Here is a 20,439-nt window from a genome sequence, read left to right as displayed (position 1 = left end):
GGATTCGACCCGAGTCGAACCCATTTGCGGTCCACCTGCTGAACTGATTGCCTGGGAGGGCAACCTTTGGCCGCTCGGCTGCGTATATGGCAAGCAGAAGCGGATTCGGGCGATTGGGGTGTGGGTGACAAGCGATATGACGGTCGACGTTCAGCAGTTCTCGTTACGGGTGCCGCAGAGTGATCTCGACACGCTGACTCAGCGGCTGCGCGAGTACCGGGACGAGGCTCTTTTCGAAGCCGCCGGGCTGGGCAGCGTCGTGCCCGCGGCCTACGTGCAGGATCTGCTCGACTACTGGTGCGACAGCTACAACTGGCGGACCTACGAGGCCCGGCTCAACGTGTACCAGCACTTCCGTACGGCGATCGCCGGGCAGCCCGTGCACTTCCTGCACATCCCGTCCAGCGAGGCCGACGCGACACCCCTGCTGCTGACTCACGCCTGGCCGAGTTCGGTCATCGACGTGATCGACGCGTCCGCGCGGTTCGAGGCGAAGGGCGAGTACCACCTCGTCATCCCGTCCATCGCCTGGGAGGCCCTGGCCGGTCCGGCCGGTGGTTCGGGATCACCGAGCCGGCGTACGGCGGCGGGCTGGACCGAGTTGATGAACCGCCTGGGCTATTCGTCGTACCTGGTGGCCGACGATCGCAGCGGCCCGGGCGAGCCTCCGGCGTACACGATCGCCGCAGGCCCGGAGATCGTGCAGACCGCGCCCGCGGGGTTGTACGAGGAGGAGTTGCGGGACGTGCGCTGGTTCAACGAGAACCTCGTCGCGTTCACCGAGCGCCAGCAGATTCCGGCGTTGGTCCTCGCGACGGCGGTGCTCGCGTGGAACGCTCAGCAGGTCAACCTCGACGCCGACCGCGACTCGATCCTCACCGGTGTCACGCTCGCGTGGTTCGCCGGCCGGCTCGCGGGGGTCAAGGATCCGCTCAGGCCGCACTGAGTTTCATCAGTTTGTGGCCGTTCTCCCAGCAGACGGCGCGAAGCCAATCGTCACCCAGGTCCAGGCTCTCGAGTGCCTGTAGCTGTACGGCGTACTCGTACGGGATGTTCGGGAAGTCCGAACCGAGCACCACGCGATCCCGCAACGCCGCCAACCGCGGCCGAAGGTCCTTCGGAATCGGCGCGAGCGCCTCGGTGAACGGCGTACCCGCCATCGTCGTATCCAGGTGCACGTTGGGATAGGTCTCGGCCATCGCCAGGTGCTCCTCGTACTCCGGCATGCCCAGATGCGCGATCACCGCGGTCAACCTCGGATGCCGGCGCAGGACCTCGCCGAACGGCCCGGGCCCGGTGTGCCTGCCCGGGACCGGACCTGAACCGCAGTGCACCACCACCGGCGTACCGGCCTCGGCGAGCAGACCCCACACCCGGTCGAGCTCAGCGTCGCGCGGGTCGTAATCGCCCACCTGGACGTGCACCTTGAACACCCGAGTGCCCCGATCCAGCGCCTCCTCGACGTACGCCGCCGCGCCCGGCTCCGGGAAGAACGTGCCACTCGCAACGCACCCAGGTGTTTCGGCGGCGAAGGCCCGGGCCCATTCGTTCAGCCAGGCGGCCATATCGGGCTTGTGCGGATAAACCAGCGCGGGGAACGCCCGCACGCCCAGGCGTTCCAACGTCTTCACGCGAGTGGTCGCGTCTGTGCGGTAGGTGATCGGCCAGGCCACGCCGTAGTGCCGCTCGGCCTGATCGAAGTACGCCCACACCGCGTCCATCACCGGATCCGGCAGAAAGTGCACATGCACGTCCACCAACCCGGGCAACCCCAACCGTCCCCACCACTCGGGCACCTCGTCGTCCGTCACGCGCCCACTCTAAAAGCCACGTCTTTCCAGCAGTAGCGGGCGCGTGGCTCCTTGTGAGCTTTTACGTAACTACGTAACATCCACAACTGTGGAAGAGCCTGTGGATAACTCCCTGGCCGAGCGCCTAGCCCGGCTGGAGCAACGCCTCTCCGCCCTCGAATCCACAACCCACCCCGCCTCCCGACCAGCTCCCGCCGCCCCGCCCACCCCGCCGAACGCGGCGGCCGCCTCGGGCGTCGCGAACGGCGCGGGCGCATCGGACGGGGCGGGCGCGTCGGCCATCTCGGCGATCGGGCCGCCGATACTCACGGGCGAGACGCTGCTGGAGTCGCTAAGAGAGCAGGTGTCACAACCCGGAGCAGTGCTCTCGGCCGGCAGAGTGACCCTGCCCAACACCCAGCTGATCGAGTGGCAGAACGCGCACCCAACGACGGAGCTCCTCGACCACGACTGGTCCACCCGAGCCTCAGCCCTAGCAGCCCTGGCCCACCCCATCCGCCTGAAGCTGCTCCAAGAAATCCTCCGAGGCCGAACCTCGGTAACCGCCCTAGGCGAAGTAGAAGGCCTAGGCACCAGCGGCCAGATCTACCACCACCTCCGCCACCTGACCGCCGAAGGCTGGCTCCACACCCCCACCCGAGCCACCTACACCATCCCCGCCCCCCGCCTCCCCGCCCTCCTAACCATCCTCACCGCCCTCCAATAAAAAAACCGCCTCCCACCAAGGGGAAGCGGCATGTATATCGGCTCAAGCGCCTAGTCACTTGAGCCGAAGGCGTAGGTTCAGTGGTGGCTGGGAATTGGCTCGTCGGGATAGAGGTCGCTCCAGATCTTCGCGAGGAACTCGGTATCGCTGTCCTCGTCGTCGTACCAAGTCGCCTGGGTGATGGCCTGTGGGTGCAAGCCGTCGCGCTCGCCCCGCAGTAGAGCAGCTAGCTCGACCTTGAACTGCTGCATTTCCTCATCGTCAGGGCGGCTTTTTCTGGCTCGTGCCTTCAGCAGCTCATACGATTCCGCGCGCACCTCCGGGTGGCAATAAGCCTCAAGGAGATTCAGCAGGATGTAGAAGGGAACGGACTCGTTCGCCTTTCCATGCCAGTACGGTTTCACGCCCGCCATCTGTCTAGTTCCCTTCAGCTCCGGGTGAGACAACAAAGGCCGATTTGAGCTGGTACTTCTTTGCGCCGAAGTCCTGCACGAACTGTATCTGGAGGCTTGCTCCCTCGAAGCTGTCGATGGGCTCCGCGTCAGGTAGCGCAATACTGCTGAGGTCAGCACCTGAAGCGCGGGCCATGGCCCATCTCTTGCGTGCGCGTTTGGACGCCGGCCACTCGCCCTTGAGCCGAAAGCCCACGCAATGGCGATGTCCGTCGGAACCCAGCAAATCGGCGATTGGAACCTCCGCAGGCAAGGGCCTGCGGTCCTCGTCCCACTCGGTAGCCAAGACCGCTTGGATATCAGGGTGCTCCAAGGCGCGCGCCATGGCTGTGGCGAAGGCTCGAGGGTCGGCGATGCGAGTCGCCTCGATGCCGCAGTAGTGGAGGTTGCCGGGGGCGAAGGCGTCTTCGCTTTTGGCGCGGAGGGTGGGGTTGGTTTGGGCGGGGTCTTCTAGGTAGGCGACTCGGCGTTCGTAGAGGGTGTCGTCGCCTAGGCCGTCGTGGCGGTGGTGGGCGTGGCCGAGGCCGTTGTCGAGGGTGGCGTAGACGCGTTGGACTTCGGGTTCGCAGTCGGCCGCGGGGGCGAGCCAGGGGCGGGCTTCTTTGTTGGCGGTGATGTAGTCGACGGCCTCGGTGAGAGACATCTCGGGGAGGTTGGCCTTCGCGGGGTCGTACCGCTTGAGGATCTCGCGCGCGGTGATTTCGTCGTCGGTGCCTTCGCCGAATTTGAGGTCGAGGTTGAAGGGTTCGCGTTTGCTGGCGTCCTCCGTCGGCTTCTTGTCCTTGGAAGACGGCTGCTCGCCAAGGTCCGAGCCGGAGCCGGAACCGTCGCCCGCGCCCCCGTCGCCGGACCTCTCGCCGTCACCGCTGGCGGTGTCAGAACCGCCGGACCCCTCGCCGCCCGAGCCGTCGCCGGAGTCGGCGGAGTCGCCGGGAGCGGCGGGTGGCAAGGGTGCGGGGAGGGGCGACGGGGCCAAGGGCAGTTGGCGGTCGTCCTCGTCGTCCTGGTCATCTCGTTGTTCCGGTACGAACTCCCGCAGCTCCACGGGCTCGTCGCGACGTTCGCGTGCCTCGTCCGCTTCCGGGACCTCGTCCAACTCCAGCTCGCGCTCGCGGTCATCCCGCTCGGACGACTCGCGGTCCTCCCGTGAGTCGCGGTTGAGGGTGGTGGCCGGGTTGCGGTTGGCGGTGCCTGAGGTGGAAGACCCGGCGGAGCCACCTACGGCCGCGATGGCCCAGGTTCGGCCGATGGTGGTGGCGTTGGCGGAGAGGGCGGCGGCTTCGTCGCAGGCGTGGGCCGCGGCCGCGAGGTGCTCGGCCGCGGCGGCGGCGCCGGGCAGGAGGATGGCGAGTTCGCCGACCAGGCTGGCCAACTCTTGGCATTCCCCGGCCGCTTGGCGCAGGTCGGCGGACATGCGGGGGTTCTGCTCGAGGTAGTCGAGCAGGCCCTGCGCGATCCGCTCCAGATCAGACGCCATCGCCGATCAGCCCTCAGTCCACAAGCCGGATCGCACGGCCAGCCCACGGTCTCGGAGCTCGAGGTTGGATCGCACGGCCAGCCCACGGTCTCGGAGCTCGAAGTTGGATCGCATGGTTAGGCCTGGCTGGCGGAGCGGCACATGCTTTCGGCCGCTTGCAGGGTGGCTATCGCCTGGCGGACCGCGCCGCTGGCGTCGCCGAGATGGCGGGCGATGGTGTGGTCGGTGCCGGGTTCGGTGCCGCGGATGAGTTGCTGCACCCGGTCGTTCTGGTGCAGGAAGGTCTCCTCGTAGCCGGCGACCCGCTGGATCACCCGGCCGACGCGCGCGGCGGCGTCGGCCAGCTGCTGCTGGGCCATCTGCCGCCGGCGCAGCAGCTCGGCGGCTTCGGCGTCCAAGCCCGTTTCGGACACGAGTCCCCTTCACTCAGGCGTGCGCAACGCCACCATTGTGACGCAGCGTGGTTCAGTGCTTCTGATCCGCCACCCAAAGGCCGATCAACCCGCGGAAATGTGCCAGGAACTTCTCCTGCTCATGCGCCGGGTAGGTCGCCCGCACGGTCTCGGTCAGGATCCGGTCGCAGTCCGGCCCGGCGGCCCACTCGACCACCTGGTCGGTGAAGTGCGGCAGGTTCTGCGCGCACCACTCGTGGTAGCGCTCGGTCTCGAAGTACTCGTTCGCCAGCGCGAGATAGCCGTCGAGCTTGGCGTCGTAGTCGAGCGAGTCGTCGTCCGCGATCGCGAAGTACCGCTCGGTGTGCAGGTCGACCTTGGTACGGCGGCCGGTCGCGAGCGAGAAGGCCGACCATTTCACCAGGGCGGAGATCGCCCACGGGAAGTAGTAGTGCAGCGAGGTGATCGCGACGTCCGGGCAGGCGTTCGCGTAGTCGATCGGGTGCACCGAATCGCCCTCGACGAGCATCTCGCAGGAGTTGAACTCCCAGCCGAAGAAGGCGTTCACGATGCGGGAGATCGCGACGGACTGGTGTCCGGCGGACGGGCTGAGGAAGTCGTGCGAGACCGCGTACCGGTTGTGCATCGGCTCGTCCGGCCGGAAGTCCATCACCATCGTCTCGGCGCCGATCGACAAGGCCCGGGCGAACTTCTCGTACTCCACCGTCGCCTGCAGGTGCATCAGCATCTCGCCGGACTCGTCGTACGCCTGATGCAGGTCGTCGCGGTTGTTGATCCGCGAGACGCCTCGCCAGCCGCCGCCGTCGAACGGCTTCATGTACATCGGATAGCCGAGGTCGTCCGCGATAGCGTCCAGGTCGAACGGCTTGTTGTACTTCGCCGCGGTGTAGGCCCAGCGCACGTTGTCGACCGGGTTCTTGTACGGGACCAGCACCGTGCGCGGGATCTTCAGCCCGAGCCGCATCATCGCGCAGTAGGCGCTGTGCTTTTCCATCGACTGGAAGGTGAACGGCGAGTTCAGCAGGTACGTACCGTCCATCAGCGCGGCCTTTTTCAGCCACTCGCGCGGGTGGTAGTACCAGTACGCCAGCCGGTCGATCACCAGGTCGGTACGCACCGGGTCCGCCAGGTCGAACGGCTCGATCGTGAGCCGCTCGCTGACAAAGTCGTGGGTCACGCCGGTGTCGTCGGTGACGGGTCCCACCCGCCGCAGCAGCGCCTCGAACGCCTGCGGCCAGTCCTCTTCCGCGCCGAGTAACAATCCGACCAGGTGCTGCGAGCGGTCAGCCACGTTCACTCCTCAGAAAGTCGGGCGAGTCGTCGAGATTCAGACGAATCGCGGTAGATGGTGAGCGATTTGCTTGCGCCACCAGGGCCAGTCGTGCGCCACGTCATGGCCCCACATGTCGAGTTCGTGCGGGATGTCCTTCGTCCGCAGCAGCTCGGCCGTGGCCAGGGCCGACGGCAACGACCCGGTCGGGTGTGTCTCCCAGTCACCCTGGCCAACGGTCAGAACCAGGTAGACCCGGCTGCGCAGCCAGTCCAGGTGTTCCCCGGACATGTTGGGCAGGTAGTCCGCCGGGTTACTGAAGTACGTCGCGTCGCCCCGCTCGCCCCACGAATGCCAGGCGGACGCGTCGTAGTTGCCCGACTGGCAGATCGCTACCGGGAAGAGGTCGGCCCGCTTCAGCGCGAAGTTGAACGCGTGGAAGGCGCCGAGACTGCATCCGGTGGTGATCAGGTCGGTAGTGCCGGGGGAGTCCGTCCCGATGGCCGGAACCACCTGGTCCAGGACCCACGACTCGTAGCCGCCGTGGCGCCGTGCGCGCTCCTCCAGCGGTATGGACCGGTCGGACCAGCTGAGGTGGTCGTACGAGTCGACGCAGTACAACTTCACCCGCCCGGCCTCGATCAGATCCGCCACGGCGTCGACCATGCCGTTGTTCTCGTAGTCCCAGGCGCGGCCTTGCTCACTCGGGAAGACCAGTACCGGCCGCCCGTAGTGGCCGTAACGGATCAGCGTGCCGGGCCGGTCCAGCCCGGGCGCGTCCAGTTCGACCTGCTCGCGTTCCATCTGCCTCACTCCCATCCGTCGAACCCAGAATTCCGTACTTCCGCCTCTCCCGGGTGGTGACGCATGTCGGGACTTACCGAACCTCCTGCGAGGTACGACTGGCAAGGGAACGACCAGCGAGTGGACCGAGCAGTGCGACCAGCACGGCCAGTACGGCGACTCCGCCGAGCGCCGCGGGTAGGAACCAGCCGATGATGCGGCGCCAACTGCAGCCGGTCCTAGCAGGAATCCGAGGTAGGCGATGGTGGTAACCGTTGAGATGGCACTAGCGCGTGAGGCCGGCCCAGCCCACGTTCCGGCCATATCGATGATCGTGGGCGCGCAGACCGACGTACGGCGAATACGGCCGGAGCGGGGCAAGCGCAGGAGCGCCGCTTGTCCGCCTTCTGGCGGTCTGCAACCAGCCGAGTGGTTCTAGCCCCTGGCAACGACAAGAACAGGGATATGGCAACTACAACCGCGAATACAGGCCGAAGGCGGCGAAACCACCTAGTGTCCTGAAGCACGAACTTCCGACTCAGGACACTAGCGCGCGGCGACGTTCACGGATCGCGTCCACCGAATCGAGGCTATAGCGCCTAGATCGGGTGCTCCCAGACGCGCTGCAGTAGGCCGGTCAGGCACGGATCCAGCACGTCGCGCCAGGCGGTGAAGTTGTGCATGTCCGGAGTCTCCTGAAAGTCCACCGGCAGTCCGATGCGGTCCAGCTTGGCCGCCATCACCCGGTTGTTGTGCACGTTCTCCTCGGGCGTCCCGGCGGTCATCGCAACCTGAGTCCGGGTCGGCGCCGTCGCCTCGGCCAGTACTGATGCCACGAACGAGGTCACCTCGGCGTAGTACTCGAACCCGGACTCCTGCGGATCCGTCTCCAGTGTGAAGAACGAGCCCGACTGCAGGAACAACCCGTCGAACGTGCCGGGGTGGTTCCACTCGGCATGAAGCGCACTGAGCGCCCCGAGGCTTGCACCCATCAGTACGGGTTTACGGCTCTTGAAGGCGTCCATGACGGTCGGTACGACGTGCTGGGTCAAGGCCGTCGCGTAGTCGGGATTAGCCGCGTACCAGAGGTTCCGGGAACTCGGGCGTATCAGCGCGAGGCGTAGTGGCGGTAAAGCCCCACTGGCGACCATGGCGCCGACGTAATGCGTCAGACCGGCGTACGACGCGAACTCGGGCCCATCGTGCGACAGCAGCAGGGGGAGTTCGAACGACGGCAAGATCCCGTCGGGAGCCCATACCTGCACGTCGATCGGGCCAACCGGCGTCGGGTCGACTGGGAGCGGCATAACGCTCGCGGCGATCGGTTCGACCGCGATCCAGCCCGGCTCGGTGTAACCGGGTAGAGGCAGCCACGAGTGTTCCCCGAAGGCTCCACCGACTACCCGCGGGTTGGTCGGGTCAAGCGTCATGCCCTGGTCCGCGATGTCGAACAGATACTCCATCCGGTGGACCGACGGTCTCGGCAGCCGGAGCTCCCAGCCGTACTCGACGGGCTTGAAGCCCAGATCCTCGGCGGCGATGCCGAGTTCCTGCCAGAGCCGTACGCCCGTGAGGGCATGCTCCGCGTCGGCGAGGCGGAACACCACCTCGGCCCCTTCTACGGCACTCACTGGCGGCTTATCGGGCACCTGTTCACGGTACGTGGCCGCTACCCGGGACAAATCGGTAGGCCCGGAGATCCAGCAGTGGCAGGCTGCGGGCATGGTGACAATCGAAGACGTTCGGGCGGTCACGGCGGACCTACCGCGCAGCTACGAGGTGCTGGTGCGGGACCGGGTGAAGTTCCGCGTCGGGCGCATCGTCTACCTGGCGTTTTCGCGCGATGAGCAGACGATGGGCCTGGGTTTCCCCAAGGAGCAACGCGCGGCCGCACTCGCCGCCGAGCCGCACAAGTTCCTGCCGCCGAGCAAGGCGGATGAGCGGTACCAGTGGATCGAGTGCCGCTTGGACGTGTTGGAGTTCGAGGAGATGCGTGAGCTGGTGCTGGACGCGTGGACCATGTGCGTGCCGAAGAGCGTCTCGAAGGCCTACTTCGAAGGCTGAGCCGCATCTCGCCGGGCGAGGGCCCTACTTGGTTGGTTGGCCGCCGAGCCCCTGCAGGCCGGTCTCGCCCGGCCGGACCACACCCGTCTCATAGGCGACGACAACCGCCTGAACCCGGCTGGAGAGCTCCAGCTTGCTCAAGACGCTGCTGACGTGGCTCTTGATCGTGGTCTCGGTCACGAACAGGTGGTCGGCCAGATCGCGGTTGGAGAGTCCCCGAGCCAGCCCGACCAGTACATCCCGCTCACGGTCGCTCAACTGCGCAAGGCGCGTCGCCCAGCGCTGATCCGCCTGCACCGGATCCTGCCCGCCGACGCGGCGTTCGAGCTCCACGCACCGCGCCAGCAGAACCCGCGTCGACGCCGGATCCACCAGGGAGTCGCCACGGTGAATCGCCCGGATCGCGGCCACCAGCAGATCCGGATCGGTGTCTTTCAGCAGGAAGCCCGAGGCTCCGGCGCGAACCGCCCCGAGCACATAGGCCTCGTCGTCGAAGGTGGTCAGCGCCAGCACGCCAGGTTTGCCCGTGCCGGTCGCGGCGGTGATCTGCGCGGTCGCGGTCAGACCGTCCATCACCGGCATCCGGATATCCATCAACACGACATCGGGCCGCAGTTGCGTCACCAGCCGCAAGGCCTCCTCGCCGTCGCCGGCCTGGCCGACCACGACCAGGTCTGGCTCGTGGTCGATGATCATCGCCAGGCCCATCCGGATCACGCCCTGGTCGTCGACCACCAGAACCCGGATCTGCTCGTCGCTCATCTCGCCGGTACCGGCAGCCATGCCTGGATCCTCCATCCGCCCAAGGGGCTCGGCGCGACCGAAAGGGTGCCACCACAGGCAGCCGATCGCTCGCGCATTCCGATCAGGCCGTTGCCACGGCCGTTCTCACGTTTGGCCGTGGCCAGCACATTCGGCGGTGGTGGGCCGGTCCGGCCGTTGTCGTCCACCGTCAGCAACTCGCCGTCGGGTTCGCTGTGCCAGCTGACCCGGGCCGAGGTCGCGCGCGAATGCACCATCACGTTGGTCAAAGCCTCCTGAATGATCCGTACGGCGGTGACCTGCGTGGCGGAGGTCAGCTCGCCGGGCCGCGGCGGCAGATCCATGGTCACGTCGATGCCCACCGCCTTCAGCCGGTCGCCCATCCGGACCACATCGGCCAGGTCCGGAACCGGCGCGGTGTCGGCCGCATCCGCCGAGGAGGCGGTGTTGAGCACCCGCACGGTCTCGCGCATCGCAGTCAGGGCCTCCTTGCCGCTGGCCGCGATCCAGCGCACGGCCTCCCGCAGTTCCTCAGGTCGTTGCTCCGCCACCCGATCCGCGGCCTGGGCCCTGATCACCACCGCGCTCATGTGATGGGAGACGACGTCGTGCAGGTCGCGCGCGATCCGGGTCCGCTCGGCCGCGGCGGCTCGCTCGGCCGCGACTACGCGCAGCCGGACCAGCTCCGCGTTGCGTTGCTCGAGCAGGATCAGGCTCGATCGGCGCCGGCGACTGCTCGCGCCCAGCAGCACCATGCCGCCCACCAAGGCCGCCGCCGCCACGAACAACGAGAGATCGATATAGCGGATCAGCCCGGCCATGGTCTCGGGATACAAGGCGAGCGCGGGCATGGTCCGCGGCCCGAGCACGCTCAGCGCCAGGGCACCGGCCGTCGGCAGGAAGACCATCAGAGTCGCGAGACTGCCCAGAGTGAAGAACAGGCAGGTCGGCACCCGGACGCCGCCGGCGGCAGCCTGGTAGCCCACCACCAGCAGCGGAGCCAGGTGGATCTCCGAGTGCAACGCGGTCGACGTGTCCTGCTGGTTGATCACGAACGTGTAGGCGAACGGGTAAAGCACGCAAACGGCGGCGAGCAACGTTCGCGGATAACGTCGCACGAGGGCGACGCTCATCACCAGGAAGACGCCCGCCACCAGATAGGCCTGCCACTCCACCAGGAGCGAGTAATACCGGCTGAGCACGGCGAGACCGATGCCCCAGGCAACGGCCAGGGCGATCGCGAGGAGAACGTCCTGCCTCCCCGGGGAGATCCGCCGCCAGTAGCTCAACACATTGCTCAGCGTAGCCGTCGGCACGGTTGGTCACCTCGGACAGACGGACGGTAGGTAAGTCCTCCGAAAGGATGAGGCCGACCCCTACTCAGGTCGCAGAGTGGGCCTGGCAGGACGGTCCCTGGGGCCGATGTCCCGCGGCGGGAAATTCGCGAGGGTAGACACCATGACGAACGACTTTCTGCCCCGCCGCCGCCAGGCCTCACTTCGGGCCCAGCTGATCACGGTTCTCGGCATCGTCGCCGTCGTTGCGATTCTCGCGATCTGGCGGCCCGGTGTCGGTGAACTCTTCAAGCCCTCGGAGGGCCCGAAGTTGCAGGTGACCACCAGCGGAACCGATTGATTTTCCAGCTCGCGCATCGATGCGGAAACGCTCCGAACTTCTGACGGCGAACCGTCGTCTGAGTAGGCAAACACCGCCCCGGCGGTTTCAGAGGAGGACGATATGAGCACTGTCACCATCACCCGCGGCCGCCACCACGCCGTACCGGCACTGTGGCGTCAGGTGGTTCGCAACGAGCACGGCCGGATCGATCGGGGCAGCGACCACGCCCCGATGAGCCCGGACGAGCTGCTCCAGGCCGTTACCCAGCTGGAGCTGTACGAAGGACTGCTGCGGACCCACCGTGGCACGGCCGAGCAACGCGACCGCCTGATCGGCCGCGTCAGCCAGCTCCGTGCCGCCCTCGACCGCTGACCGTACCTGGCAGCGTGGCAGGGCAAGGGTGAACCGCTGACCACGGCGAACCTGGGAAAGCACCTGTGGCAGTACCGAACTGATGACGGCGAAGCAGCCGACCGGTTGACGGAGGGGTCGATCGGTAGTCGCTTTTACGGCGTCAGTAGCGCGAGCAGGGCTTCGGCATAGGCCTGCTCGGCGTCCGGCCCGGTGAACGTGTGTTCATCGCCGTCAGCCGCCAGCACGACCGCGTAACCGTCCGGCACCGCCTCCAGCCGGACGAAGCGGTCGGCCAGCAACTCGCGCAGCTGGTTCTCCCGGGGCAGCCAAACCACCTCGCGCTGTTCGATACTGTCCAGCGCCCATTCGGTGGTGCCGTTGAACCCGATCACCTTGCCGCCGGGGTAGTCGTGTACCTCGACCGTCATATCGCTGACCACGAAGACGTCGTCGTCCATCTCCCGGTTCGGCACGATGAAGCGATCGCCCGGTCCAGGGACCCACAACACCCCGGCGCGTCGCAATCGCCTGGCCTGCTCAAGTGTGATCACCCCACCAGTCTGCCCAGGCAGCCGAAACCAGGCCCGCCGAACCGGCCCGTCGAGGTGCGACGTCAGGCTTGCTTGATGGCGCGGATGTACTGCTTGCCGTGCTCGTCGCGTACGACGTAGCCGAGCTTGCCGACCTCCTGCCGGAACTCCCGCACGTCTGCCTTGCCTTTGTCGCCCGCCGCGATCGCCTTGGCGCGTGCCTTCAGTACGGCGTTGACCGCCGGCGGAACGTCCGGGTGGTCCTCGATCCAGCGGCTGAAGGCGTTCGCGTGCGGATCACCGTCCTCGGACCACGCGTATCCGTGCTGCCGGAAGGCCGGACCGAATTTAGCCCGGCCCGACGCGAGCTGGTCATGCTTTTCCCGCGCGAGTTCACGGGACGTGGCGTCCTGCAGTACGAGTTCCTTGCCGTCCAGGAAGGCCAGCGCGAGGTCCGATCGCCGTACGGTCTGGGTCTTGGTGTTCTTGAGCAGCTCGACCTCGGTATCGGTGACGGTCACCTTGAGGCTGTCTTCCAGAGCTACCGCCGCCAGCAGGAGTCCGCCGATCAGGCCCGCCAGCATGAGAATGCCGACGACCCACCAGGCATCCCACTCGGCGATGAACCTGAGCGGGCCCTTCGGCAACCACTTCTGGGTCATCGCCCAGTCCGCGATCCGCGGCAGGAAATACCCGAGCACCAGGCCCACCACCGGCAGCCCGCCGTACAGCACGAGTTTGTCGACAGTGGAGTGACCGATCACGGTCTGCCGCTGGCTGTTCATCGTTCGGGCTCCTGGGTATCGGTGGCGAGGCGGAACAGCGTCACCAGTTCTTCGGCGTACGTCGCGAGATCGGTCTCGGGCTGTTCGGCCCATCGCGTCATCGCGCCCTCCAGGGCCTGGGTCACGGTCATCGCGAGCACCATCGAGTCGAACGCGCGGAACTCGCCGGCGCTCTGACCCGCACGCAGGATCGCCAGCAACTCGTCGACCGGTTCGGCGTCGCGCTCGGCGAAAACCAGGCGGCCGTCGGCGTCGCGGTGGTTCATGATGATTTCGGTCAAAGCGACCACTCGGCGCCGGTTCTCCCGCAGGTAAGCCAGCCGCGAGCGGATGTACGCCGCGAGCCGTCCGGCCGCGGTCGGTTCCGCCTCGAGCAGCGGCCGCATCGACGCGTTCCAGTCGGACAGGACCTGTTCGACGACCTTCTCGAGCAAGTCCTCCTTGTTCGAGAAGTGGTACGAGATGACGCTTTTGCTGATCTCGGCCTGCCCCGCGATCCGAGCCAGCGACGCCTGCCCGTAACCGATCGCCGCCACCGTCTCGATCGCCGCCTCGATGATCTGCGCCCGCCGAGCCGTCTGAATGAACGACATCCGGCCACCCGCTCCATTTTTAGACCGCACGGCCTGAAATTAGCACGAACCATCATCCACGGCCGAACTCCCCCGCAACCAGACGCGTCGCCCACCACGCCCGCGGCTAGTGGAACCTCCTGTGGACAGACCTCGCACGGTCGGACGCACTTTGCGGTGAGCTGTGAATGCCGGCGGGGCGCCGCGCGGAGGACGCGAGCCGGCCCGCATTTCGCGTCCGACCGTGGCAGGGATATCCACAGGTGGCGCCCGTATTTCGGGTCCGACCGTGGTGGGGTGTCCACAGAGGGCCGCATTCTGGGTCCGACCGTGGGAAGGGTGTTCACGGAGGCCGCATTTCGGGTCCGACCATCGGTGGAGCGTCCACAGGGGTGGGCGTGCGCTGGGGTGGATGGGGGTGGGTACGGGGCCGCTGGTGTTGCGGTGGGGTGAGGGTGTGATGTTTGATCAAATCCCCTGATGGAGGTTCTTGATGCCTAAAACGCAGCTCAGTAGTCCGGATCTGCGCAGCCCGAACGGCGTGTTCTCCCAGGCCACGGCGGTGGAGGCGACCGGTCGGCTGGTGTTCGTGTCCGGGATGACGGCGCGTACGCCGGATGGATCGATCGTGGGCGTCGGTGATGTCGCGGCCCAGACCCGGCAGGTGTGCGAGAACATCCAGACCGCGCTGGCGGCGGCAGGTGGAACGCTCGACGATGTCTGCCGGGTGGACGTGTACGTGCGCAATATGGACGACTTTGCCAAGATCCATCAGGTGCGAGCCGATTACTTCCGAGAGCCGTTGCCCGCGTCCACCATGGTCGAGGTCAGCCGGCTGGCCCATCCGGATTATCTGATCGAGATCAACGCGATCGCGGTGCTGGCCGGATGAGGTTCGCGACGGTCGAGTTCGAGGCCGTGGAACGTCCGGCGGTGATCGACGGCGTCGACGTGGTGCTGTTGCCCGAGGGCTGGTCCGACCTGGCGTCCGTGATCGAAGGTGGTCAGCCGGCGATCGACTCCATCCGTACGGCGCTGCCGGAGCTGCGGCGGGTGTTGATCGACGAGGTCCGCCTGGTGGCTCCGATTCGCCGGTTCCGCCGGGACATCCTCTGCACCGGCTGGAACTACTGGGACCACTTCTACGAGAGCAAGGGCAAGCGCGAGGGCCAGGACGTGGATCCGCCGTCGCAGCCGACGTTCTTCGGTAAGGCGCCTGGAACCGCGATCGGGCCGTACGACGACATCGCGTACGACCCGAACCTCTCGCGGCAGTGGGACTACGAGGCCGAGGTGGCGGTGGTGATCGGCTGGCGTGGCCGGAGCATTCCCGAGGAGAAGGCGCTCGATCACGTCTGGGGTTACACCTTGGCGAACGACGTGTCCTTGCGGGATGTTCAGCGCGCACACGGCGGTCAATGGCTCAAGGGCAAAAGCATTGACCAGACGATGCCGCTCGGGCCTTGGATCGTTACACCGGATGAACTCGGTGACCCGCAGAACGTCCGGCTCGAGTGCCTCGTGAACGGTGAACTCCGGCAGAGCGCTTCGACCGCCGAGATGGCCTTCAGCATTGCAAGGCTGATCAGCGAGCTGTCGTTCGGGATGACGCTGTACCCGGGTGACGTCCTCCTGACGGGTACGCCCTCCGGTATCGGCAACGCCCGCGATCCGCAGCTCTTCCTGCAGGACGGCGATGAGGTGGTCGTGCGGGCCGAAGCCATCGGAGAGCTCTGCAACCACGTCACCCGGGCACCCCTCGCCGAACCGTCCTAACCGCAGGAGCCACTAGAGCATCGGCGCCAATCGTGCGGTGAAGTGGCGCATCACTGGGTCCTGGTGGACGATCCGGTAGCCCGGGATGGCCTCGGCGCGCTTGACCACCGCGGCAGCGGCTTCCACCACGTACTCCAGGTGGCTCCGCGTATAGACCCGCCGCGGCAGGCAGAACCGTACAAGCTCTCGCGCCGAAGGGATGTCCGGACCGCCTGCTGGGTCTACCCGCCCGAAGGCGAGAGTCCCGAGCTCGCTGGCGCGGATACCGCCCTCCAGGTAGAGCTCGGCCAGCAACGCGTTCGCGGGCAAGTTCCGCCCAGGCAGGAGTTCGCCCGCGTCGATGTAGACCGCGTGCAGGCCGACCGGCTCGACTACGGGCATGCCAACCGCCCGCAGCGCCTCCCCGAACCACCGGGCCGACTCGGCGCGATAACGCAGGTACGACGGCTCGGTGACCTCCAGAAGTCCCTGCGCGAGTGCATCGAGATCACGCCCGGCCAGTCCGCCGTACGTCGGGAAGCCTTCGTACGCGATCAGTTCGAGGCGGCAGCGTGCGGCCAAGTCCGGGTCGTTCAGCGCGACCAGTCCGCCGATGTTGGCGATACCGTCCTTCTTCAGACTGGCCCAGATGATGTCGGCCGACCGGAACATCAGCTCGGCCACCTTGCGCGGCGAGTGCCCGGTGAACTCCGGCTCCAGCTCGGTGATCAAGTAGGCGTTCTCCGCGAAGCGCGCCGCATCCAGGGTCAGCGGTACGCCGAACTCGTCGCAGATCGCCCGGGTGGCCCGGATGTTCTCCATCAGCACGGGTTTGCCGCCGAGGCCGTTGTTGGTGACGGTCAGTACGACGCACGCCACGTCCTCGGTCGCGAAACTCGCGCGCAACCGGACCAGGTCGATGTTGCCGCCATCCGGCGCGGGCAGATCCACGGCCTTGCCGCCGGCGAGTTCGACGTGCGCCCGGGTGGTGTCGAAGTGGGTGTTGCTCACGCTGGCCTGACCCGGCTTGAGCAGTGCCGACAGTACGAGTCGTTCCGCCGCACGACCCTGGTGGACCGGCAGCACCTCGGCGAAACCGGTCAGATCGCGGACCACTGATTCGAACCGGCGGAACGACCGCGCCCCGGCGTACGACTCGTCGCCGGACAGCAGCGCCGACCATTGCGCGGCCGACATCGCGCCGGTACCGGAGTCGGTGAGCAGGTCAATGGTGATCTGGTCGGCATCGATCTTGAACAGGTTGTACCCGGCGGCCTCCAGCGCGGCGCGACGTTCCGCGGCGGTGGGAAAGGCGATCGGCTCGACGGACTTGATCCGGAAGGGCTCCATGAAGGCGGTCATGACCTGAGTGTCGGGACGGCGCCGAAGCCGCGACAACATATTCGCGAAAGAGATAATCAGTTCTGTGATCACCCTGCGGATGCCACCCGACGCGGCCGAGCACGTCAGTTTCGAGCTGTCCGCGCTGGCCGAGACGGTGCATTCCTGGCATGCCCTGAGCGCGCCCGGGCATCACGCGCTGCAGCTGCCCTGGGTACGGCGATGCCGGGATCTGCCGCCTCAACTTCGCAACGACCTGCGGCGGTTGAGCTGGGTCGTTCGCGATTACGTACCGGCCTTGTTCGAGGCGGGCGCGGGGCATCTCGACCGCACCTTCGCGGAGGAGGTCGAGATAGTGCGCGCCCTGCCAGCCGCGCACATCGCCCGCGACCTCTCCGAAGCAGTCCTGGTCAACGAATCGGCCAAGGCCAACGCCGCGAACCTCCGCAAGCTGATCAAGAAGGACCCAAGAGGCGTACTCGACGACGTCCTCACCACCCTCACCACCTACTGGGAACTTGCCTTCAGCAAGGAGTGGGACCACCTTGAACCACAGCTGCTCGACACCGTCGCGGAAGCTGGAACCGCCTTACCCGGCGGCGTTCTGCCCCTGCTGCGTGAACTAGCCCCCGCGATCAGACTCGACGTACGGCGCCGCCTAGTGTTGCTCGATCGGCCGCACGACCACCGGGTCGAGGTGGCCGAGCGTGGGCCGTTGCGGCTGACCCCGAGCTACTACGCGTGGCCGCACGTGCGGGTGACTTGCGACGAGCCCTGGCCGTTGCGAATGACCTATCCGGTCGTGCCGCCGAATCCCCAGGTACGCGAATCCGTCGAGCTCTCTGCAGGCTTACGGGCGTTAGGCGGCCAGTCCCGTCTCGACATCATTCGCCTGCTAGCCGAAGAACCACGCAGTACGCAGGAGCTGTCTGGCCTACTGGGCCTATCCGGCGCGGCGGTCTCCCGGCACCTCAAGTTGCTACTGGACGCCGGAGTGGTTCAAACCCGCCGCGAGGGCTACTACGTGCTGTACGAAGTAGTAGGCCAGCGCCTGATCGACCTGGCCTACGAACTCCGCCTGTTAGCTAGATGAAGACCGCCCGCGAGGGATCGGTGAAGCCGGTACCAACGATCCGCGAAGCGCCATAGGGCATCGTCGCGAAACCCGCGTCGTTGTGCCACGCCCGCAATTCGCCGTTCGCCTGGATCGCGACGATCTCGTCCCGCCCGTCCTCATCGAAGTCGGCGAACCGAGTCCGCGCCGGATCGGTGAAGCCCTGCGCCACGATTCGCGAGTCGCCGTACGGCGTGGTGGCGAACCCGGCGTCGTTGTGCCACGCCCGGATCTGACCGTCGGCCTGCGTGCTGGCGATCTCGGCGCGGCCGTCGCCGTCCAGGTCCGGGAAGAACGTGCGATCCGCGGTGAACCCGTTCGCGATTACGCGGGAGTCGCCGTACGGCATCGAACTGAAGGCGCCGTCGTTGTGCCAGGCCCGAACCTGCCCGTCGGCCTGGATCAAGATCAGCTCCGCCCGGCCATCGTCGTCGAGATCCGCGAACTGGATCCCTCCCGGTTCGGTGAAGCCCGAGCCGATCACCACCGAGTCGCCGTACGGCATCTCGGCCATACCCGCGTCGTTGTGCCACGCCCGCAGTTCGCCGTTCGCCTGGATCGCGATGATCTCGGACTTGCCGTCATCATCCAGGTCAGCGAATCGCGTTCGGGTGGGATCGGTGAAGCCCTGCGCGATGACGGCCGAGGCGCCGTACGGCATGGTCTCGAAGCCCAGGTAGTTGTGCCAGGCCCGGATCACGCCGTCCGCACTGATCGAGGCCACCTCGGCGCGGCCGTTGCCGTCCATCGAGGCCATCCGGCTGCCACCGATCACCGGTACGCCGTTCACCCAGCTGAGGTCCACGGAGAACACGTGACGGGCCGAACCCGAGTACGCGTGCAGGACGAGCTTGTCGCCGCCGGTAAGGCCATCGGCCGCCGTGACGATGTCAGCACCACCCGGACCACAGACGCCCGAGTTGGCCGTCGTCATCAGTGCTTGCGGGGCTCGGGCCCACGGACCAGTCAACGACCAGGCGGTCGCGTACGACGTGTAGTAGCCGCAGCCGGAGTAGTCGCCACCTGAATAGAAGAGGTAGAACCGGCCATCCCGCTGGACCAGGTCGGGCGCCTCGATCACCTGTCCGGCCGGAGCGCTGATCATCGCGATCCGATCGCCGATCAGGCGCGCGCCGTTGTCGACGGCCTGGCGCACGTACAGCGTGGTCGGCACGTTGATCGCGTTGCCGTCGTTCTTCCAGGTCAAATAGCGAGTGCCGTCGGCGGCGAAGAAGGTGTTCGCGTCGATCGCGCCGCCGTCGGACAGCGGGCAGATGAACGGCCCACTGCCGTACGGAATGAACGGCCCGAGTGGCGAACGAGCGAAGGCCATCCCGATGCACTGCCGGCCGGACGACGCGTGCCAGGCGGTGTACGTGAGGGTGAACGAGCCGTCGGGATTGGCCGTCACGTCCGGTGCCCAGGTCCGCCCGGCCCGGGCCCAGTCCGCGGCGGGACCACCCGGCATCGCGTCACCACGGATCGACCACGGACCGTCGATCGTTGGCGCGCTGGCGACCGGGAGATGGCCGGAGTTGTTGGTGGCGTAGGCGTACCAGGTGCTGCCGACGCGCACGATGTCCGGATCGGGAAAGTCCTGCCCGATCAACGTCTTCGGTACTTCTGGCGCACCACCCGGCGCCGCAACAGCCGCAGTCGGAGTTGTCAGTAGAGCGAATAGGACAGCCAGCACCAGCCCGGCACGCTTCATCGCGTTCCCCTCATCGACGTGCCAGGACCGTAGAGCCGAAGCGCCGTCGCTGACAAGGAACCTTCGACGTCGGTCGAAAGTAGGTGGGATCACCGGCCTGAGCCCGGCGGACCGGAACCGGTGATCCCACCGGGCTCAGCTGTGCGTGACGCTCACGTCGTACACGATCACCTGGCCGAAGTTGCTGCTGTCACATGGCGAAGAGTTCACGCAGTTGGCCTGCGTGTACACCCCGGCCTTGAAGTAGCCAGTAGTGAACGAGACCGGGATAGTCGCCTGCAAGACGTTGTTGTAGTAGGCCTTGATCGAGCCATCGCTGACGACGAACTTGGCCTGGAAGCGGGTGCCGAGCTTGTAGTCGCTGGTCACCAGCTTGTAGTGGGTGTCGTTGTCCCGAGTGACATAGAGGTTCGATCCCTCCAGCCGGAACACCGAGCGGTCGTTGCCGTCGTGGATCTGTCCAGCCACTACATGCCGCTTGACCTCGGGCAAGTGCGTGATGGCCTGGTCGATCACCATTGTGTGCGTGCCGGAGTTCGAGGACCAGCGAGCCTCTTTGCCGGTGCTGTCCATCTCCCGCAACTCGGAGCGGGCGTACGTGGTGTTCGGGGTCTTGACGCCGTTGACTGGGTTGCGGAACTGCACGGCCTCGCAGCTCCTGGTCTTGAACCAGGGCGAGACCCGGTAGGTGTCCAGCTGCGGCTGGGTGATCTGCAGGATCTGGGTGCCCTCCTTGTTGGGATCGTCGAGCGGAAGCTGCAACTTCCAGTGGGACAAGTCGAGGACGTTGCCGGGATAGCTGCAACCGTCAGCAGGAGCGGCGGTGGAACTGCTCGACGTCTGGGCGACGAGGGTCGCGCTGGCGACCATGGACAGCAGGACGGCGAGGGGACGGTATCCACGCATCGTGCACTCTCCTTCG

Annotated in this window: 23 protein-coding genes; 8 read left to right on the top strand and 15 right to left on the bottom strand. The window is 66.7% G+C overall.

What is annotated here, in order from left to right:
- Positions 1-136 precede the first annotated feature (136 nt).
- A complete protein-coding gene (locus ACFFGN_RS10815) occupies positions 137-946 on the top strand; it encodes an epoxide hydrolase N-terminal domain-containing protein (RefSeq protein ID WP_380046053.1) in 810 nt (269 codons plus the stop codon).
- On the opposite strand, the gene ACFFGN_RS10810 is transcribed toward ACFFGN_RS10815, so the two are convergent.
- The gene (locus ACFFGN_RS10810; protein ID WP_380046051.1) at positions 933-1,811 is read right to left on the bottom strand and encodes an amidohydrolase family protein; all 879 of its coding nucleotides are present in this window, start codon (positions 1,809-1,811) and stop codon (positions 933-935) included. The two genes, ACFFGN_RS10815 and ACFFGN_RS10810, sit on opposite strands and share 14 nt — an antisense overlap.
- Positions 1,812-1,911: 100 nt before the next feature.
- On the opposite strand from ACFFGN_RS10810, the gene ACFFGN_RS10805 reads away from it, so the two are divergent.
- Positions 1,912-2,517: an ArsR/SmtB family transcription factor gene (locus tag ACFFGN_RS10805; RefSeq protein ID WP_380046049.1), complete on the top strand. Its 606-nt coding sequence runs from the start codon at positions 1,912-1,914 to the stop codon at positions 2,515-2,517.
- A gap of 77 nt (positions 2,518-2,594) precedes the next feature.
- On the opposite strand, the gene ACFFGN_RS10800 is transcribed toward ACFFGN_RS10805, so the two are convergent.
- From ACFFGN_RS10800 to ACFFGN_RS10775, 6 genes are all read right to left on the bottom strand, one after another.
- The gene (locus ACFFGN_RS10800) at positions 2,595-2,930 is read right to left on the bottom strand and encodes a hypothetical protein (RefSeq protein ID WP_380046047.1); all 336 of its coding nucleotides are present in this window, start codon (positions 2,928-2,930) and stop codon (positions 2,595-2,597) included.
- Positions 2,931-2,934: 4 nt separating this feature from the next.
- Positions 2,935-4,446, bottom strand: a complete 1,512-nt coding sequence (locus ACFFGN_RS10795; protein WP_380046045.1) for a hypothetical protein — start codon at positions 4,444-4,446, stop codon at positions 2,935-2,937.
- A gap of 116 nt (positions 4,447-4,562) precedes the next feature.
- Positions 4,563-4,859, bottom strand: a complete 297-nt coding sequence (locus ACFFGN_RS10790) for a hypothetical protein (protein WP_380046043.1) — start codon at positions 4,857-4,859, stop codon at positions 4,563-4,565.
- A 52-nt stretch (positions 4,860-4,911) separates the two neighbouring features.
- Positions 4,912-6,150: an ATP-grasp domain-containing protein gene (locus ACFFGN_RS10785; protein ID WP_380046041.1), complete on the bottom strand. Its 1,239-nt coding sequence runs from the start codon at positions 6,148-6,150 to the stop codon at positions 4,912-4,914.
- Between the two features lie 36 nt (positions 6,151-6,186).
- On the bottom strand, positions 6,187-6,933 hold the full coding sequence (locus ACFFGN_RS10780; protein ID WP_380046039.1) for an esterase family protein: 747 nt from the start codon (positions 6,931-6,933) through the stop codon (positions 6,187-6,189).
- 578 nt (positions 6,934-7,511) lie between these two features.
- On the bottom strand, positions 7,512-8,561 hold the full coding sequence (locus ACFFGN_RS10775; RefSeq protein ID WP_380046037.1) for an alpha/beta hydrolase: 1,050 nt from the start codon (positions 8,559-8,561) through the stop codon (positions 7,512-7,514).
- A 73-nt stretch (positions 8,562-8,634) separates the two neighbouring features.
- Between ACFFGN_RS10775 and ACFFGN_RS10770 the strand changes: the two genes are divergently transcribed.
- Entirely contained in the window at positions 8,635-8,976 is a 342-nt protein-coding gene (locus ACFFGN_RS10770) for an MmcQ/YjbR family DNA-binding protein (protein ID WP_380046035.1), read from the top strand.
- A gap of 24 nt (positions 8,977-9,000) precedes the next feature.
- Here ACFFGN_RS10770 and ACFFGN_RS10765 read toward each other — a convergent pair whose 3' ends face one another.
- The gene (locus tag ACFFGN_RS10765; protein WP_380046033.1) at positions 9,001-9,759 is read right to left on the bottom strand and encodes a response regulator; all 759 of its coding nucleotides are present in this window, start codon (positions 9,757-9,759) and stop codon (positions 9,001-9,003) included.
- A complete protein-coding gene (locus ACFFGN_RS10760) occupies positions 9,735-11,054 on the bottom strand; it encodes a histidine kinase (protein WP_380046031.1) in 1,320 nt (439 codons plus the stop codon). The genes ACFFGN_RS10765 and ACFFGN_RS10760 overlap by 25 nt, the downstream gene beginning before the upstream one ends.
- A gap of 142 nt (positions 11,055-11,196) precedes the next feature.
- Here ACFFGN_RS10760 and ACFFGN_RS10755 point away from each other — a divergent pair, with 142 nt between their 5' ends.
- The gene (locus ACFFGN_RS10755) at positions 11,197-11,373 is read left to right on the top strand and encodes a hypothetical protein (RefSeq protein WP_380046029.1); all 177 of its coding nucleotides are present in this window, start codon (positions 11,197-11,199) and stop codon (positions 11,371-11,373) included.
- A 102-nt stretch (positions 11,374-11,475) separates the two neighbouring features.
- Positions 11,476-11,727 (top strand): hypothetical protein, encoded by a 252-nt coding sequence (locus tag ACFFGN_RS10750; RefSeq protein WP_380046027.1) that lies wholly within the window; start codon positions 11,476-11,478, stop codon positions 11,725-11,727.
- Between the two features lie 134 nt (positions 11,728-11,861).
- On the opposite strand, the gene ACFFGN_RS10745 is transcribed toward ACFFGN_RS10750, so the two are convergent.
- From ACFFGN_RS10745 to ACFFGN_RS10735, 3 genes are all read right to left on the bottom strand, one after another.
- A complete protein-coding gene (locus ACFFGN_RS10745) occupies positions 11,862-12,260 on the bottom strand; it encodes a pilus assembly protein CpaE (RefSeq protein ID WP_380046025.1) in 399 nt (132 codons plus the stop codon).
- 62 nt (positions 12,261-12,322) lie between these two features.
- Positions 12,323-13,024, bottom strand: a complete 702-nt coding sequence (locus ACFFGN_RS10740; protein WP_380046023.1) for a YqeB family protein — start codon at positions 13,022-13,024, stop codon at positions 12,323-12,325.
- Positions 13,021-13,617, bottom strand: coding sequence for a TetR/AcrR family transcriptional regulator (locus tag ACFFGN_RS10735; protein WP_380046021.1), 597 nt, complete (start codon positions 13,615-13,617; stop codon positions 13,021-13,023). Before ACFFGN_RS10735 ends, ACFFGN_RS10740 begins: the two co-directional genes overlap by 4 nt.
- A 472-nt stretch (positions 13,618-14,089) precedes the next feature.
- Here ACFFGN_RS10735 and ACFFGN_RS10730 point away from each other — a divergent pair, with 472 nt between their 5' ends.
- Positions 14,090-14,488 carry a RidA family protein gene (locus tag ACFFGN_RS10730; RefSeq protein WP_380046019.1) on the top strand — a complete coding sequence of 133 codons (399 nt, stop codon included), beginning with the start codon at positions 14,090-14,092 and terminating at the stop codon, positions 14,486-14,488.
- Positions 14,485-15,372 (top strand): fumarylacetoacetate hydrolase family protein, encoded by an 888-nt coding sequence (locus ACFFGN_RS10725; protein ID WP_380046016.1) that lies wholly within the window; start codon positions 14,485-14,487, stop codon positions 15,370-15,372. Before ACFFGN_RS10730 ends, ACFFGN_RS10725 begins: the two co-directional genes overlap by 4 nt.
- A gap of 12 nt (positions 15,373-15,384) precedes the next feature.
- Here ACFFGN_RS10725 and ACFFGN_RS10720 read toward each other — a convergent pair whose 3' ends face one another.
- Positions 15,385-16,713: a tryptophanase gene (locus ACFFGN_RS10720; RefSeq protein ID WP_380046014.1), complete on the bottom strand. Its 1,329-nt coding sequence runs from the start codon at positions 16,711-16,713 to the stop codon at positions 15,385-15,387.
- 64 nt (positions 16,714-16,777) lie between these two features.
- On the opposite strand from ACFFGN_RS10720, the gene ACFFGN_RS10715 reads away from it, so the two are divergent.
- Positions 16,778-17,785, top strand: coding sequence for an ArsR/SmtB family transcription factor (locus ACFFGN_RS10715; protein ID WP_380046012.1), 1,008 nt, complete (start codon positions 16,778-16,780; stop codon positions 17,783-17,785).
- On the opposite strand, the gene ACFFGN_RS10710 is transcribed toward ACFFGN_RS10715, so the two are convergent.
- Positions 17,778-19,517: a family 43 glycosylhydrolase gene (locus ACFFGN_RS10710; protein WP_380046010.1), complete on the bottom strand. Its 1,740-nt coding sequence runs from the start codon at positions 19,515-19,517 to the stop codon at positions 17,778-17,780. The genes ACFFGN_RS10715 and ACFFGN_RS10710 overlap by 8 nt on opposite strands.
- A 135-nt stretch (positions 19,518-19,652) precedes the next feature.
- Positions 19,653-20,423, bottom strand: a complete 771-nt coding sequence (locus tag ACFFGN_RS10705; protein ID WP_380046008.1) for a polysaccharide lyase family 7 protein — start codon at positions 20,421-20,423, stop codon at positions 19,653-19,655.
- Positions 20,424-20,439 lie beyond the last annotated feature (16 nt).

Origin of the sequence: Kribbella deserti, assembly GCF_042434725.1 — a bacterium.
Classification (GTDB): Bacteria; Actinomycetota; Actinomycetes; order Propionibacteriales; family Kribbellaceae; genus Kribbella; species Kribbella deserti.
Note: the sequence above shows the minus strand (reverse complement) of the source record. Positions and strands in the feature narration are given on the sequence as shown.